Source organism: Dictyobacter vulcani, assembly GCF_008974265.1.
GTDB lineage: Bacteria > Chloroflexota > Ktedonobacteria > Ktedonobacterales > Ktedonobacteraceae > Dictyobacter > Dictyobacter vulcani.
This window is the reverse complement of sequence record NZ_BKZW01000001.1, coordinates 1303294-1320360: the sequence shown is the minus strand read 5'-3', so window position 1 is coordinate 1320360 and position 17067 is coordinate 1303294. Positions and strand designations below refer to the sequence as shown.

At 50.9% G+C, this 17067-nt stretch carries 15 protein-coding genes; 2 read left to right on the top strand and 13 right to left on the bottom strand.

All coding sequences use genetic code 11. From position 1 onward, the window contains the following. Nucleotides 1-128: 128 nt before the first annotated feature. The 10 genes from KDW_RS05530 to KDW_RS05485 form a co-directional block, all read right to left on the bottom strand. Nucleotides 129-1976, bottom strand: a complete 1848-nt coding sequence (locus tag KDW_RS05530; RefSeq protein ID WP_151755030.1) for a S9 family peptidase — start codon at nt 1974-1976, stop codon at nt 129-131. 203 nt (nt 1977-2179) lie between these two features. Then, the gene (locus KDW_RS05525; RefSeq protein ID WP_151755029.1) at nt 2180-2980 is read right to left on the bottom strand and encodes a DUF4352 domain-containing protein; all 801 of its coding nucleotides are present in this window, start codon (nt 2978-2980) and stop codon (nt 2180-2182) included. Between the two features lie 262 nt (nt 2981-3242). Then, the gene (locus KDW_RS05520; protein ID WP_151755028.1) at nt 3243-4376 is read right to left on the bottom strand and encodes a glycosyltransferase family 4 protein; all 1134 of its coding nucleotides are present in this window, start codon (nt 4374-4376) and stop codon (nt 3243-3245) included. Between the two features lie 13 nt (nt 4377-4389). Continuing rightward, complete coding sequence (locus tag KDW_RS05515) at nt 4390-5544, bottom strand: glycosyltransferase family 4 protein (RefSeq protein WP_151755027.1); 1155 nt, start codon at nt 5542-5544, stop codon at nt 4390-4392. Next, entirely contained in the window at nt 5541-6014 is a 474-nt protein-coding gene (locus tag KDW_RS05510; protein ID WP_151755026.1) for a glycosyltransferase family 4 protein, read from the bottom strand. Before KDW_RS05510 ends, KDW_RS05515 begins: the two co-directional genes overlap by 4 nt. Continuing rightward, on the bottom strand, nt 5897-6712 hold the full coding sequence (locus tag KDW_RS05505) for a glycosyltransferase (protein WP_151755025.1): 816 nt from the start codon (nt 6710-6712) through the stop codon (nt 5897-5899). The genes KDW_RS05510 and KDW_RS05505 overlap by 118 nt, the downstream gene beginning before the upstream one ends. A 31-nt stretch (nt 6713-6743) precedes the next feature. Beyond that, nucleotides 6744-7085 (bottom strand): histidine triad nucleotide-binding protein, encoded by a 342-nt coding sequence (locus KDW_RS05500; RefSeq protein ID WP_151755024.1) that lies wholly within the window; start codon nt 7083-7085, stop codon nt 6744-6746. 91 nt (nt 7086-7176) lie between these two features. Next, on the bottom strand, nt 7177-8439 hold the full coding sequence (locus tag KDW_RS05495; RefSeq protein ID WP_151755023.1) for a hypothetical protein: 1263 nt from the start codon (nt 8437-8439) through the stop codon (nt 7177-7179). Nucleotides 8440-8548: 109 nt separating this feature from the next. Next, nucleotides 8549-10747 carry an ATP-dependent DNA helicase gene (locus KDW_RS05490; RefSeq protein ID WP_162004976.1) on the bottom strand — a complete coding sequence of 733 codons (2199 nt, stop codon included), beginning with the start codon at nt 10745-10747 and terminating at the stop codon, nt 8549-8551. Nucleotides 10748-10776: 29 nt separating this feature from the next. After that, a complete protein-coding gene (locus KDW_RS05485) occupies nt 10777-11706 on the bottom strand; it encodes a serine/threonine protein kinase (RefSeq protein ID WP_151755021.1) in 930 nt (309 codons plus the stop codon). A gap of 437 nt (nt 11707-12143) precedes the next feature. Here KDW_RS05485 and KDW_RS05480 point away from each other — a divergent pair, with 437 nt between their 5' ends. Then, the gene (locus KDW_RS05480; RefSeq protein ID WP_151755020.1) at nt 12144-12917 is read left to right on the top strand and encodes an NUDIX hydrolase; all 774 of its coding nucleotides are present in this window, start codon (nt 12144-12146) and stop codon (nt 12915-12917) included. A gap of 62 nt (nt 12918-12979) precedes the next feature. Continuing rightward, the gene (locus KDW_RS05475) at nt 12980-13699 is read left to right on the top strand and encodes a cysteine hydrolase family protein (protein ID WP_198925201.1); all 720 of its coding nucleotides are present in this window, start codon (nt 12980-12982) and stop codon (nt 13697-13699) included. 123 nt (nt 13700-13822) lie between these two features. On the opposite strand, the gene KDW_RS05470 is transcribed toward KDW_RS05475, so the two are convergent. From KDW_RS05470 to prfA, 3 genes are all read right to left on the bottom strand, one after another. Further along, complete coding sequence (locus tag KDW_RS05470) at nt 13823-14500, bottom strand: hypothetical protein (protein ID WP_151755019.1); 678 nt, start codon at nt 14498-14500, stop codon at nt 13823-13825. Next, complete coding sequence (locus KDW_RS05465) at nt 14487-15245, bottom strand: HAD family hydrolase (RefSeq protein WP_151755018.1); 759 nt, start codon at nt 15243-15245, stop codon at nt 14487-14489. Before KDW_RS05465 ends, KDW_RS05470 begins: the two co-directional genes overlap by 14 nt. A gap of 491 nt (nt 15246-15736) precedes the next feature. Next, nucleotides 15737-16816, bottom strand: coding sequence for a peptide chain release factor 1 (prfA, locus tag KDW_RS05460; protein ID WP_151755017.1), 1080 nt, complete (start codon nt 16814-16816; stop codon nt 15737-15739). Between the last annotated feature and the right edge of the window lie 251 nt (nt 16817-17067).

Sequence of the window (17067 nt, the reverse complement as noted above, 5' to 3'; positions counted from 1 at the left end):
TCACTCTCCCATGTGGTGAGCGGCTTGCACCACTGCGTTTTCAGCGTGAGAGATATGGAATATCCATATCTCTCACGGATGAGCTCTGAATACCGTGACACACCAGGTACTATGTGTGTATGTGAGGCCTATTCTTCGTAACGTCCACCGAGATGTTGAGCCAGGAACTTCTCTGCGGCCGCATAGAACTTGAGGCGATTCTCTGGTCTGGCAAAACCATGACCCTCATCGGGGAAGAGCATATATTCATAGTTGATGCCTTTGCTCTTCATCGCTGCGACAATCTGTTCCGCTTCAGCTTGCTTGACGCGTGGATCGTTGGCACCCTGAGCGATTAAGAGTGGAATCTTGATGTTATCCACCGCGAATAGTGGCGAACGGGACTTCAAGAATTCCTCTTCCGTATCCGCATTGCCGACGCGTTTCTGGAAGGACGCCAGGGCCGTGGACCAGTAGGGAGGGATCGTTTTGATGAGCGTGATCAGATTGCTGGGTCCGACAATATCGACGGCACAGCAGAAGAGGTCCGGTGTAAACGTGGCACCGACCAGGGCTGCATAGCCGCCATAGGAGCCACCATAGATCGCGACCTTCTGCGGATCAGCGATGCCTTGCCTGACCGCCCACTCAACGCCATCCACCAGATCATAATGCATCTTGCGGCCCCATTCGCGGTCGCCCGCATTGAGATGCTCTTTACCATAGCCGGTCGAGCCACGGTAATTGATCTGCAGGCAGGCGTAGCCGCGATTAGCCAGCCATTGTGCCTCAGGATTCAGTCCCCAGCTATCGCGGGCCCATGGACCACCGTGGACATTGACGATCAGTGGCAGGTTGGTCTGCGTTTCACCGACCGGCAGGGTCAGATAGCCATGAAGCGTCAAGCCATCGCGTGCAGTATAGCTAATCGGCTGCATATGTGCCAGCGTATAATTGTTCAGGTCAGGCATATTCACGAACAGAAAATCGGCACTCTGTTCTTTACGATGATAGACATAATACGGTACCGGCCCATTATCGACCACAAAGGCCACGATCCAGGTCTCATCGGCATTATCGCGACTGACAATCGAGAAATCGCCTTGATGGATCTCATGGATCCGATCAAAATCCAACTTGATTGAATCGTCCAGAATCTGCCACTCCACCCGATCCTTGTTGAAGGCGACCGCCTGAATCTCAAACGTATCTGGATGAACCATGACCTCACCGACATCATATTGAGGATCTTCAGCGATGACATCCTGTGTATTGGTGGCCAGGTTCAACTTTATCAGCCGACCGGCATTAGCCTCGCGCGAATCCTGCAGATAGATAGACTGTCCATCGGCGCTAAAGAAAAGGCCGCCGCTGGTCAGAGCATCATCTGAATCCCAGCCCAGCGTATGACGCCACTCGCTCCCAGGATTATCGCGCACCAGCAGATCCATACCGCCATCTGGCCGGGCAGCCATCGCGCCGCGCACCTTGAATTGCGTATCCACAATCCAGCCCGCGATATTGCCAGGATTCTCCGCCACCCGTGTCAGTTCGCCACTGCTCAGATGCAGGTGATAGACATCATGGACCTGTGGATTTTCTTTATTCATCGCAATCAAGAGCTCATTGGGAAAATGTTTATCTTGATCGATAATCTGCACCTGTACATCTTCAAACGGTGTTAGATCGCGTGTCTCATGTGTTTCCAGATTGGTTGCATAGAGCCGCCAGTTTTCATTACCGCCCACATCCTGAGTATACAGGATATGTTTATTGTCAAAGGCCCAGAAATAGAAGCGGATACCACGCTCCGTATCCTTTGTGACGGGATGCGCATCATCGCTGCCAATCGTACCGACCCAGACATTCAGCACATTATCCACCGGTGCCAGATACGCCAGGCGTTTACCATCAGGAGAAATACGCGGAGCGGCCTTCACGGGATTGCCAAACAAGATCCGACGCGGAAGTAGTTCCGCATGCGGTGAAACAGTCATGAAAACTCCTCTTTTCTTCTCGGCACACCTCGTAGTGGTATGCCCATAAGACTATTGTACGTTCTTTTTTCTTTTACGTATCATTGCAGAGGAAAGTTGAGCCCGATCTTGTTAGATGTGCAGGTGGGGAGTCGCCAGAATGGAAAAAAGAAAAGGATGGTACGGCCTGACAGGGCGCACCATCCTTAGACAGTTTTTTGCTATTAGATCGCGAGATCCCAGGTGGCCTGATCGTTGCCAACGATATCTGGTGTAAATTGCAGCGTATAATTATGCTGCGCGGCAGGAACCTCATAGGCAATGAAACCAGCCAAAGGAGAGTTAGGAGCTACCTTTCCATCGGGTGTGGCACCAGCATCAGGATAGATGGTTTCGTTATAGGTCTGTCCATCTTTATCCTGAAGTTTAAATGAAAGCAAACTACTGACATTCTGGGTCTCAGCCGATGTGTTTTTGACACTCACATGGACGATTAGATAGACATTGCCACTTTTAGGTTTAATAATGTCATTGCCGGTAGATGATTTGACATCTATGACTTTAGCGGTCCACTTATCGTTGACCTTAACCTCAGTACCAACCTTGTTATGTCCTGAAGCATCAGTTGCCGGCTTATCAGTAGGCGCTGGTGTGGCATTCGTTTTATCAGAGGATGTAATCGTTGTGGGGGTCGTGGCTGTTTTTGAAGCAGTCATAGCTGCACCAATGATACCGACCACAATGCACAACAGCACCACGCCCACAATAATGCCCACGATCAGCCCGACCTTTGATTTCTTCTTTGGTGGTGGAGTCATCTGTGGGTAAAATGGCTGACCATATGGCTGCTGCGGTCCAGCAGGTCCCTGTGGATAGGGTTGCTGTGGATTATAAGGGGGCTGGTTTGGTTGTGGTGCCTGACCGGGCTGATTATAGGGATAGGGTTGCTGTGGTTGTCCAGCCTGATTGTATTGATTAGGAAAATTTGGATCATTTTGCTCAGGAAAATTTGGATTGCTCTGCATAAACGTATTCTCTCCTCGACATATTGGCATGCATAAAGATTTAAATGAGTGTTTGCGAAGTATACTATAGCTTCAATTGCAGTGCAAGGGGTTTTTATTATGATGAATATACTGTAATTATAAATATGAATTTTTTGTAATAAAGATAAAATAGCGAAATCATATTATTTATAATGATGGAGTTGACATGAATTATTTTTCATTATCCAATGAAAAATAATTCATGCTTAAGGATTTGGAGAGGATGCTGCCCAAAGGGTTTTTAGCTATGTTGATGCCCTTTTGTTGAAAGTATGGAGAGATAGGCTTCGTAGGTTTGGCGGGCAATCTTTTCCTGTGTGTAATTTTCCAGGACGCGTTGGCGACCGCGCTGTGCGAGCGAGGCATACAGTTCTGGATCATCCAGCAGTTTTTGTACGCAGGCGCTCAGCTTACGCGCATCTCCTTCCGGGAAAACCAGTCCCGCATCGCCAATGACCTGTGGAATTTCACCACTATCGGAGCCGATGACTGGAGTTTCACAGGACATAGCTTCGGCCAGCACGCGTCCAAATTGTTCGATCCAATTGGGACGTGACAGTGAAGGGAGCACAAATGCATCCAGCATCTCCATCTCGTGTGGGACCTGATCAGTGGAGACACCAGCTTTAAAGGTGACACGCTGACTGACACCCAGGCGTGTGGCCAGTTCTTCTAAGTGACTTTTCATCGGGCCATGTCCCACAAAAACAACCTGGCAGTATTCGGGCAAGTAGGTCAGTGCCTCAACCATCAGGGGCAGACCTTTTTCTTCCTTGAGGCGTCCAATAAAGCCGAGGGTAAAAGGGGAGTCCGGAGTACGTAGAGGACGTGGAGTGCTGCGCTGATAGATATCGGTGTCAAAGCCAAACTGTGGAATGATGCTGATCGGTCCCTGGTAGCCTTTGCGACGCAGGACATCCGAGGCATCGCGATTGCCAGCGATCGCCATGGCGGCATGTTTATAGTTATATTGTTCAAGCTGGCGAAACGGTGGTGGATAGGTGCGATAGAGATTCTGCCAGGTAAAAAATAACGCCTGAGCGCCTTGTTTTCTGGCCAGATACATCGCCTGCAACGTTGCCAGATTATACGGCTCTTCATCGATATGCACGATATCAGGTTGGACCTCACGCATAATCTGGCCCAGTTTGGGATAATAATGCCAGTGATACTTGCCATTAAAGGCCATCGGCGTCACAATCATACGATAGCCATCCGTATAGAGTCGCTCTAGCATCTGCTTACTGCCATCATCATGATGCCAGTAAGGAGGTGTCACCAGGGTCAATTCGACCTGAGGACATTTCGCGATCTCTTCTAGTTTGCGTTGCGAGGTACCACCCACCAGGGCCTTAGAAAGCATCAAAATTCGCATTGTCGTTTCTTCTCTATCTTTTCTTTTGTGCCAGAACCTCTTCATAGACCGCCAGGGTCTGTTGTGCCGCAGTGCGCCAGTGGAAGCGTCCCGCCTGTTGAATTGAACGTGAGCGCAGCGTGGCCTGTAGCTCATCATTGGTCAGCACACTATACATGGCATCAACCAGTGCTCTGGTATCCTCTGGATCAATGCTAATGGCCGCGTCCCCGACAACCTCTGGCAGTGAAGTACGGTTAGAGCAGACGACCGGAGCACCACAGCTCATGGCCTCCAGTGGATCCAGTCCAAAGCCTTCATAAAGAGAAGGAAAAACAAATACGCTGGTCCCACTATAGAGTGCAGGCTTATCTTCTTCCTCGATAAAGCGATAAATAATCTGACCACTGATGCCCAGTTCCTCCGCCACCGGACGGGGATCCGGAAAAAGGGGCCCCTTTTTTTTGTCGGGATTGCCAGCGATCAGGAGTTGTAGATTGGGATCACCAACCCGGGCATACAACTGCGCAAAGGCGCGTACCAGCTGGATAATGTTTTTACGCTGATCCAATCCACCCAGATAGAAGACATAGCGCTCACCCAGTCCATAACGAGCTCGCGCGGCCGCCAGCACCCCGGGATCCTCAACTGGTCGATATTCATCACCAGCGGCCTCATAGATGACGCGAATGCGTTCAGCTGGTAGCTTGAGGGTTTCGATAATATCTTTTTGTGCATGCTGGCTGGGCGCAATAATCATACTGGCCCGATGGGCTGCGCGGCTAATCAAACTGGTATATGCTTTGACCTTGCCATTAGGTTGATAAGCGGGCAAGCGCAGGGCGATCACATCGTGGATCGTGACCACCGTCGGGGTACGCGGAAATAATGGCGGGGCAAAATGTGGGACATGGTACAGGTCTACTCCGGCCTGGCGTGCCGCCCGGGGGCCAGTAAATTGTTCCCACATCACCTTTTCAATATTCTCATTTCTAGCGGCCAGAGCTGGCACGGCATGTGCCTGGTAAGGATAGGCCGTAACTGGCACCTGCGCAAGTGGTTGAGGACCAAATAAAAGATAGTCGTTATGATCATCCACTTCAGCCAGGGCGTTGAGTAAGTGGGAGAGATATTGGCCGCTGCCCGTAGCCGGAAACTGAAAGAAATGTGCGTTCACACCGATTTTCATTGTGGGTCTGCCTCGCTTACAAAGTTACTTTGTCCTGCATAGAGCTGCTGATACACATGCAGCATTTTCTGGGCCGAGCGCTCCCAGGTAAATTGTTGCGCACGGAGATAGCCTTTCTGGCGTAAATCTTCGCGCAAGCCTTCGTTCTTCAATAACTGCAGTATTGCGTGTGTCAGTTCCTCGATATTGTGGGGATCGACCTGCAAGGCGGCATCGCCCACGACTTCGGGAAGCGACGAGGTATTTGAGGTAATGACAGGTGCGCCACAGGCCATAGCCTCAAGTGGTGGAATGCCAAAGCCCTCGAAGAAAGATGGGAAGGCAAACACATCGGCCAGACTGTACAGGGTAATCAACTCAAGATCGGTAACGCGTCCCAGAAAATGCACCTTCTTTTCAAGCTTGAGATCGCGCACCAGTTGCTGGGTTTCTTCATACAGCCAACCATTCCCTCCGGCGATAGCCAGCATGGCTGGACCCTGCTGCTGTGCTGCTGGGCTTGATGGAACGCTTTGATGATACTTTTATGGTTTTTGCGTGGCTCCTGGGTACCAACGGCCAGTACCAGCGGATGTCGCAGCTTAAATTTATGGCGGGTCGCATCCAGGATAATGGGATCAGTGATACGGCGGAAATAGGGCTGCACGCCATTTGGAATGACCACCAGCTTTTCTGGTGGAGTTTGAAAGTGATCGATGAGGGTCCGGCGGACCTCGCTGGAGACTGCCGCCACCACATCTGCCGCTTCAATTGATGCAGGTACTACTTTGCGTAGATACTCAGCCAGAGCCGGAACGGCATACTCGGGATGTTCCAGAAAGGCGAGATCGTGGATTGTGACTACCTTGCGAACCCCTTTGCCTAATGGTGGCAGCGCGAAATCAGGTCCATGATAGATATCAGTCCGACCCGTAAAAAGCGTCGCCGGCAGTGGAGCGCGCAATCGATACCAGAGAATATTCAAATAGCGATCAGGGATCAATACCTCTCGACCACGCACATTCTCCGCAACAGGAAATGGACGCTCCGAACTGGCGCGTCCACTTGTCAGTAACGTATAGCGGCTCTCCGCATCCTGTGCGAGCATCGCGGACACCAGGTTGCGCACATACACGCCAATACCCGCCCCCTGGCGAATCGCCGCCGTATAGTCAATCGCAATACGCATAGAATTACCTTTGTATTGATGTGGCCCCGATTTAGCCCGGAGGCCATTTCATCTGGCGGCCACCGAGCAGGTGGAAGTGCAGATGAGAGACGCTTTGCCCTCCCTGAGGGCCGACATTAGTTAAGAAGCGGTAGCCCTGTTCCAGTCCCAATTCGCGTGCTACCTTGCTGGCAGCCGTAAAGATACTGGCCAGGAGTGGACCATCAGCATCGGTCATATCGGCCATCGAAGCGATATGACGACGTGGGATAAAGAGAATATGTTTCGGGGCCTGAGGTTCCAGGTCCTTAAAAGCAACCACATTCTCATCTTGATACACAATTGTGCTGGAAATCTCGCCGGATGCAATTTTACAGAATACACAATCTTCCATGAAAAAACCTCAAGAACCAGATGAATTATCGCCTAACCCATCTGGTTTGAACAGCTAAGCTGACAAAGAGAGTGACTAAAGTCCCATCGAACTATTCATTGGCAGCAGGACTACTGTCGGAGGTTGATGCTACCGCTTCTGTTGAAGCCACTGCCTCGGTTGAGTTCTCTACAGGCTTTTCAGCTGTTGAGTTCTCTACAGGCTTTTCAGCTGTTGAGTTCTCTACAGGCTTTTCAGCATTGTTTGCAGAAGCCGGTTCAGTCGAGGCGTTTGCGGCTGCGGCTTTTTTGGCCTGCGCGCGTTTGATATGTTCGGCCAGTTCTTCCTCATGATACTTTGGATCATTATATTGAGGCAGGTTCATCTCGACGCGAATCGTTTTAATGGCCTGATAGACTGTGCCCGGTTTCAGGTTCAGCGTATCAGAAATCTGCTTGTGAACCCCCACTGGCGGAACCGGCAGATAAGGTTGGTAGACCTCTTTGATACGCTCCAACTCTTCCTGACTGCCTTTATAGGTCTGGACTTCCCACCAGCTGGGAATATGTTGTCGATCGCGTAGATCCTTGATGATCTTTTTAACCGCCTTTTTAGGAATACTGAATTCCTTTGCGATCTGGGTGCGAATGCCATCAAACTCGGCTGGTTGAGCCAGCACGGTGTAGCGCTCTTCAACCTGTTTAATCTGCTCTTCTGTTGGCGTGAATGGCTCTGGTGGCGGTGTTTTCTCACGCTTTGGCTTTGGCGGAGTAGCAGGTCTGGCCGGTTTAGGTTTTCTGGCCGGCTTAGGACCACCTGGACCCGCATTTTTCGCCCAGGGTTTCGCGGGACCACGGCCAGGACCGCCCGGGCGATAAGGGCGTGGGCCAGGTGCCGTTGCTGCTCCCGGACCATTGTTGACCGGATATGCAGCGGGAGCACGGCCAGGACCAGCGCCGTGCTGCTGTTGTGTGTCGCGGGTAGCAGTATTCAGGCTACTTGAACTGGTTGGTTGCGAGGGACGAGCGCCTCCTGTTTCGCCGGTGCGGCGGTCACGTTGTACAGGAGGGGATGGCATTTTAGGACGTGGAGGTGGCTGATCGGGTTCGCCTACCTTCACATCGGAAAGATTGTCAAGCCATTGATTTGTTCCGCCTTTAGCCGCCTTCGGTTTAGGAGGCGGCGGAGGAGGCACAGGCCGTGAAGCTGTTGAAGCGCCAGCGGCTGCAGCTTTATTTGACGTGGGCGGCATATTTTTCGTCGCCAACTTTTCTTTTCGGGCTTTTTGCGTGCAATCAGGGCAAGTGACTTCTCTAGCATTAGCCGACTGGAACCACTTGCCGCAGGTGATACAACGCATCTTTGTTTTGCTCATGCGCGAACTCCCCTGTACCAATGAATTTTTTTGCTGCTATATCATGCGTCGGAATGCACTTCTTATTCTATTCTCATTGTGCGGTTCTGTCTACCCTGGATTTGAAGACTCAGTTTTCTTCAGCAAAGAAGCGTTCCACATCACGTACGCTGGAGGTCCGGCGGGCAGGTGGCATGGCATTAAGCACCTGACGACCATAGCCCTTGGTATGCAGCCGTGTATCCAGGATCGCCATGACGCCTCGATCCTCACGTGTGCGCAGCAGGCGTCCAATGCCCTGTTTGAGGCGCAACACCGCCTGTGGCAACACATAGGTGCCAAACCAGTTCTCATTAGCAGCCTTCATCTGTGCCACGCGTGCCTCATGGACTGGATCATCGGGTGGATCAAAAGGAAGCTTATCGATGACCACCAATGAGAGGGCATCGCCAGCGATATCCACGCCTTCCCAGAAGCTCTTGAGGCCAAAGAGCACCGAGCCTTCTTCCTCCCGGAAGCGGCGCGTGAGTTCCAGTCTCGTCATATCACCCTGCTTCAAGAGTGGATAGGGCAGGTGGGGAGACATCAACTCATAGGCACGATCCAGCATGCGGCGGCTGGAGAAAAGCAAGAAGGCGCGCCCACGTGAGAGTTTGACCAGGCGATACATCTCACGCGCAATATCCACCATATAGTCATCCGCGCCCGCGCCAAAGGTCGGCGGGGGCAAGTGGCGTGGGAGATATAGCAAGGCATTGCTCTCATAATCAAAGGTCAGCGGCAAAATATTCTCGATCACATCGGGTCGCTCAACCGGATCAAGTCCGACGCGGCGACGGAAATACGAGAAGTTAGGACCTTTCTCGTCCGGTTTCGCGGGATTGGGTCCGATCGTCGCGAGAGTAGCCGAGGTACTGATCACATTACATTTATTAAACAGGCGTTCCTGCAACCAGGACGTGACATCCAGCGGGGCCGCGGAGGCTTGCAGCACAAAGCCGCGCGAGGCCGAGCCCTCCATCCGTTCCACATAATAGACAAATTTATTTTGATCAGCGACCGAAAAGACCGTGCGTATATTTTCAGCTAAATTCTGGGTACGCTTCAATAATTTGTCGTAGAGCTGTGCCTCTTTCTCCGGTAGATCCTTTGGACGTTGCTTACGCAGGGAGTCGGACAGATCAGAGATAGTGGTGGCCAGGCGTAATCCTTCTTCCAATGGAGCTTCCAGATTGACGCGTCCCTTGAAGCTGGGATTCGCCACCTGTTCCAGGCGCATCCACATCAGCTGAGCGGCGCGCATCGCATCATCCTGCAGGCTCAACAGAGTATGATCCTTGAGCATGCGTTGGGCCAGCAGGGTTTGAATCTGACCAGGATTGATCGTAATCGTAAACGAGCGTGTGGCCTCTTCTTCCAGGTGATGGGCCTCATCCAGGATAATCACGTCTCGTTCGGGTAAGAGGAAGCCACCAATGGCGGCATCCAGTAAGAGCAGCGTGTGATTGACCACGATGACCTGGGCTCGCTCGGCGCGCTCGCGCATCTGGCGCACATAGCACTCATCAAAAAAGCTACACTTGGACCACGCGCACTGATCACTATCGGTCGCGATGCGCCCACGGACATCCGAGGCCAGCTGGAAACCCAGAGTCTCAAAATCACCGGTCATACTATAGCCGGTCTCAGGATCCTGGATCATGTCATACAGGCGTTGGAAATCCCGGTTCTTGGTGAAAAACTGCATCCCCACGCGTTCACTCTCGACACGATCCAGGCAAATATAGTTATTGACCCCTTTTACCAGGGCGGCCTCAAAGTGCTTGATGTATTTCTGGACGAAGGGGATATCTTTATAGAAAAGCTGTTCCTGCAGAGCTTTATTGGCGGTACTGACGATAGCTACCTGTCCAGAGCGTACCACGGGAACCAGATAAGCCAGTGATTTACCGGTACCAGTTGCAGCCTCAATAATGGCCGGCACATTTTTGTTGATGGCCCGTGAGACGAGCGTGGCCATCTCGATCTGCGCTGGTCGCTCCTCATAGCCCGGCAGGCTGCGGGAAAGTACGCCACCCTGGCGGAGGTCCTCTGAAACCATCGACACCAGACGGGAGTCCCGCAGTGGTGATTCCTCTTCCTCATCCTCTAACGTGTCCAGGCGTTTGAGATCTTCGGGCGAGAAAGCCGTCGTTTTCGTGCCAGGATCAGGTACATCGTTGACTGGCAGCACCTCCTCCGCATTATGCTGGAGGAGCGTGTCCAGGACCTCTACCTGCTGTTCAGCCACCGCTTTGGTATTTTTTGCTGTTTTCGGTTGGGATGGCATATCCTCAAGGATCTGTTTGGAGCGGGTCTTTATGGGGCGTGAAGGCTCAACAGATACTGACGCTGGCATTGGTGCAGTGGCTCGGAGCGGCGCAGCGTGGGTGTCGTAGGTACTGTCGGACGCGCGCTGCTACGGATCTCTGGCGTTTTGACCGGCAGACCCATCAAGGCGCTCAGGTAGGCATTGGCCAGGGCCTGGGTATGTGGAAAGCGCTGCTCGGGATCGAGCGCCAGGGCTTGCAGCAGTACCTGTTCGACCAGGGCAGAGATATTTTTATTCAGGCTTGAGGGTTTAGGAAAATCGGCCTGTTGCTGTTGGGCTAACAACTGTTCCCGTTCGGTCGCCTCATAAGGGCGACGACCACATAACCACTCATACGTCATTACTGCCAGCGCATATTGATCGCTGGCGGTGGTTGGTTGGCCCTGTAAATGTTCGGGAGCCATATAGGGAATGGCGGCCGCTTCATTATCCAATGAAGGCGTAAATCCTGGTGGGGTCAGAGCGAAGCCTGTCAGTAACATCTCCAGGCGCTCGGTTTGCAGGATCGCTCCAGGATGCAGATTGCCATGAATGACATGATTCATATGGGCATAGTGCAGAGCGCTGGCAATCGGAGAAATATAGCGTCGCACCACATCGGATGACAGGCACACACCAGGCGTAACGATCTGTTGTAGTGGTTTACCGGTGGGTTGTTCAATGACCAGATAGGCAGTATCGCCATCAAAATTCGCTTCGAGGATCGGGACAATGGTCCGATCTTTTAATTTTTTGAGTTGTTTCGTGCGAGCTAAAAAGGCCTTTTTGTCCTCGGCATTGGCAAAAGGAATGTTGATTCTTTGAATAAGAACATTCTTCTTACGATTTTTTCCTAGATAAAAGTTGCTCGTAGAACTCTCGTGCAGCAGTCCAGTAATTGTGTATGCACCGATCTGCTGAAGCTCTACCTCTGCCATGTTTTGCCTCTCCCCAAATATTTGAACACATGTTTTGTTTTATATGGTGCAGTATAGCACAGTGATGTTCTGGGAACAAACTACCGCTACTCCAATCACAGGGCTTCCAGGCTGCTGTGACGTCATATTTGCGTCGATATTCATCAAGGGTTGAAAGTAAATTTATCCCTGTATGTCTGGTAGCTGTATACATAAAGAAAATGAGCCGGGTTACTTGAGACTTGACAGGGATAGCCGGGTAAGGTATAAATGGTGTATGATGTACACTAAGTAGAGAGATGATGAGGTAAGGCAAGCGGACGAAATTGCCTTCTTCTATAGTAAGAATATAATACACTCTAGTCTATAGATATGTCGAGTTTGTGAGAAATAGAAGAGAGAAACGGTAAGAATCTCATTAGTAAATTTGTCCGTTTACACCAGGAAGGCGATAAAACATGGAAGAGCAAAGTGACGCAACGCGAAATGGTACCAGTGGTCCCCCAGGTTTGCATGAGTTGCCACATGAATCTTTTGTTCCTGTGAATGGGCAACCATCGGAAGCGGAACAGTACGATGTGAATCAATACGAGCGCCCATCGGTAACCGTAGATGTGTTGATGATGAGTTTGCGCCAGCGCGACCTGCAAACGCTGTTGATCAAGCGGCGTTCATGGCCATATGAGGATATGTGGGCCATCCCTGGTGGGTTTATCAATATGAATGAATCCCTGGAGTCCGCTGCCAAACGTGAGTTACAGGAAGAGACGGGCGTCCAGGATGTATATCTGGAGCAGCTCTATACCTTTGGTGATCCTGGCCGTGATCCACGTACACGTGTGATTACGGTGGTGTATTTTGCTTTACTGGATTCTGAACGTTTGCAACTGCGTGCCGCCAGTGATGCGACCGAAGTCGGCTGGTTTTCTGTCTATGAACTGCCCCAACTGGCCTTTGATCACCAGGAAATCGTTGATTATGCGCTTAATCGCTTACGGAATAAGCTTGAATATACGACCATTGCCTTTAATCTGCTACCCGAGCAATTCACCTTGCGCGAATTGCAACGTGTCTATGAGATTATTCTGCACAAGCGGCTGGACAAGCGTAATTTTCGTAAGAAGATTGTCTCAACCAATATTTTAGAGGATACAGGAGCTAAAAAGATGGAGGGAACCCACCGTCCCGCGCGCCTGTATCGGTTTAATCCCGCAGCTGAGCATAAGTTGTGATCTTGCAATAAGCACCATATGCTCGCCAGGGGTTTTGTCAGGATGACTGGAGCGTGAGAAGCATGGCAACATCAGAACAGTTTATGGCCCGGGCGAATCTCTTTATGCAAGCCATTGTAGACTGGGAACAACAGTTACCTGATCTGTCGTGGCAAGAGCTTGCCGGGGTAACTCGGGTCGGGCAGGCGGCCGTCTTTAGTATTGATATGATCAATGGTTTTTGTCACAAGGGAGCCCTGGCCAGTCCACGGGTTGAAGCAATTATTCCAATGGTCGTAGATGTCTTTGAGGGAGCCTACGCCGCAGGTGTCAGAGATTTTATCCTGGCCCAGGATAGCCATACGCCTGAGTCGGTGGAGTTCGCGAGTTTTCCTCCGCACTGCCAGGCAGGTACCTCGGAAGCTGAGAATATTCCTGAACTGGCGAACCTCCCCTTTGCTGATCTCTACAAGATCGTGCCGAAAAATTCGTTGAGTGCTTTTCATGGTACCGGGCTCGGTAACTGGTTAGAGGAGCGTGCAGACCTGCAGGTAGCTATAGTGGTTGGGGATTGTACTGATCTGTGTGTCTATCAGACGGCGATGCACTTAAGGTTGCACGCGAATGCACACAATCTGCCGCTGCGTGTGATTGTGCCCGCCAACGCCGTCCATACCTATGATACTCCCGTGGCGACAGCCGCAGAACTGGGTATTCATGCCCATGATAGCGAGGTCTTACACCTGTTGTTCCTTCATCATATGAGCCTGAATGGCATCGAAGTTGTGCGTGCCATCAAATAAATATCCAGACGAGTGTATCGTAATAAGCAATAGACAACATAGAGCGAGTTGGCCGTGGATAACCATGGTCAACTCGCTCTATGTTGTCTTGTCTGGTAAGGGGACGCGGGAGCAGTGTCCTGCTTAGCGTCGGACCGTACAGTATGCGATTTGTGCTGGTGCCCAGCCGATGCAGTCAATACGTGTCCCTACGGGCGTATCCAGCAGCGGACCTTCATTCGGCAGGGGTAAGTTATTGGCGGGATCCCATAGGACCGGCAGTGCTTCCACATCGCTTACCCGTGAAGGGGGAAGATTGACGGGATAGAGGCGCCGCAGGCAGGCGTCAAAGAGGTAACGTGGCACATGCAGGATCTCGCGCCGCCAGACGACATAGGCTTCATTCTGGAAGTCTGGTTCGGGCAAATCCTCATTCGTGGTGCTGGCATGCAGGATGCCCGCGAACTGATATGATTGCTGAGGACTGAGTGTGACGCGCTCGATATAGCGATCCAGGGGATTTAAGACGGCCAGGGCTTGCGTGCTATGGTGTAGCAACTGGCGGAGCCATGTTGGCGGATGCACCAGATAGGTGCCCCATTCCTGGGAAACAATCGTTTCTCCCCGTTGCTCATGGCGACTATGCCAGACCTGAAAAATCGTTTCCTGGTTTTTAAAGTCGCACTGACATTCCTCCCAACCTGGATAGCCACGGCGTTGGATCTCCCGACGCACGTAACGTATTAACAGCGAGGTCGCCCCTGTGACCACACTCAGGGTTGTGCCAGTTACAAGTAGTAAGCTCCGTTTATTTGTGCTCACCTTCAAGTCGTTCAACCTCCAATATATCAAGTAGCTCTGTGAGTGAGTGAACTAGTAAACAATCAAGTGTTTTTTCCGTTACTCTGTGGGCACGGTCGAGTAGCACCGGTGTAATGCCGACTGTGCGCGCTCCGATCACGTCGTTTATATAAGAGTCACCGATATGAATGGTGTAATCAGGAATAGCATTGGCACGCTGTAGAGCCAGATCATAGAGCATTGGCGAAGGCTTGGCCTCACGCGTGGCGGCCGAGATCAGCACACAGTCAAAATACTGTGTCAACTGCAGATTACGTAAGATGGGTCCCAGTGAGATGCCCCAATCCGAAATGACACCAAGCGTATAGCCACGCTCGCGTAGCGTGTTTAAGGTTTCGTAGACATCTGGATAGAGCTGCCAGCTTGTATGTTTATCAAATTCATCATTGATTGTTGTTGCCAGTTGATAAAGACGTTTCTCATCATGTTCTGCTATAAACGGTCGCAGAAGGTGGGTATAATATTCAACCCAAAATGTATTAATATCCTGATTGTCTGCCCAGGTGAGAGGGTTAGAACGAATATGACGGAAATAAAAATCTTCTGCGTTTTCAATCTGGGCTTGAATTTGTTCCAGGTTAATATGCAATGAAAGTTGTTGACACACCTGTTGACAGATTTCTGGAATAGAAGGATGAGGCTGAAGCAGGGTGAAGCCAGCATCGAAGAAGACGGTTCGGATAGATTGTGGTTGTTCTAGCTTCATGAAGCGCTACCTATCTGCAGATGACATTTATAGTAAAAGTGTCTGCCTATCCTGAAAGAATATTAACATCATGGCTTGAGCTGTTTATTCTACAGGATAATTACTTTATACACTCTGGATCTGCCCTTACGAGCAATATAGAAAGTCTAGCATGCTGGCTGCTGGATTGTCAAACGAATTGTCGTAGGTGCAGAAAAGATAAGTTATGATTGTTTATGGAATTTTTGTTAATTTCAACTCATCTTTTTTGTGAAGTGTCTGATTCTCGCTCTTGTCGAGGTCGTCTCTCTCAGGAGCATCGGGGCACTAAAGTTCCTGTAACCTTTTTTATGATTGTGTGGCTACTCTGCTTACTGCGCATGAATCTCGCGCCACACGGCGCTCTCACAATTTTTATGGTGTTGCAGCAGGAGCGCAATGTGCTCCTGCTGCAACACCATAAAAATGAGATTGGGGGCGTCAGCGCCCCCAGAGTAAGGTTGCTGGATGGATTATACCTGGAACATGTTTTGCAGGCGGTCGGCCTGGTCGACGGCGATCAGGTTGTTCAGGAACTCATCGATATCGCCATTTAAGACGCCGGGTAGATTATGGCGTGTCAGTCCGATGCGATGGTCCGTTACGCGGTCCTGTGGGAAGTTATAAGTACGAATTTTCTCACTACGATCACCAGTCTGGACCTGAGAGCGACGATTCTTACTCAACTCTTCCTGGCGTTTGGCTTCCTCTAGATCCCAGAGGCGGGCTTTGAGTACGCCCATGGCCTTGGTCTTATTCTTCAGCTGAGATTTCTCATCCTGACAGGTGACCACCAGTCCGGTTGGGATGTGAGTAAGTCGGACCGCTGAGTCGGTGGTATTAACGCTCTGACCACCGTGACCGGTTGAGCGATAGACATCGACACGTACATCGGACTCTTTGATATCAATGTTGATATCGTCGTCGGCTTCTGGCAGTACAATGACTTTGGCGGTCGAAGTATGGATGCGTCCATTGGCCTCGGTGACTGGTACGCGCTGTACACGGTGGGTGCCACCCTCATACTTCATGCGGCTATACGCGCCCTTGCCTTTGACCACGAAGGTAACATCTTTAATGCCGCCCTGCTCAGTATCATTGACATCGAGCACCTCGATCTTCCACCGATGTCCATCAGCGTAGCGGGTGTACATCCGATACAACTCACCGGCAAAGAGAGCGGCCTCATCGCCACCGGCACCACCCTGGATAGTAATGATGGCATTTTTGTCATCCATAATATCTTTTGGCAGCAGGGCGACCTTTACCTCTTCCATGATCTGGTCTTTATGTGTTCGCAGGCGTTCGACCTCTTCATACGCCATATCGCGCATCTCGCCCTCTTCGCTCTCATAGAGCTCCTGGGCCTCGTCGAGCTGCTGATTAATATCTTTTAATTGATCATACTTATGGACCACATCTTCCAGTTCGGCATGTTCGCGGCCATAACGTTGTAGGAGCGCAATGTCCGAAAGTACCTCTGGCTGAGCCATCAGCTCATTCAATTCCTGATAACGCGCAGATAAACTGGCCAGTTTACCCATAAAATCCATGCTAAGTTCCTCCCAATATCTCACAATCCGCCCGGAAGCATGTTTGTGTGTCCAGAATGAGCAAGGTTATCGCTAATATGGTATCGACACAGAGGGGGCGGACATACGAATGCTATATAAAGAATATCTACGAATCGGTCGTCTGTTTAGTGTGGTTTATCCTCTCAAATAAAGCATGAGTATATACTTGCATGCAGAAGAGATGATTTTTGAGGTAAGTGAAGGCGTCGCTACCCGGCGGTTAGCAGGTA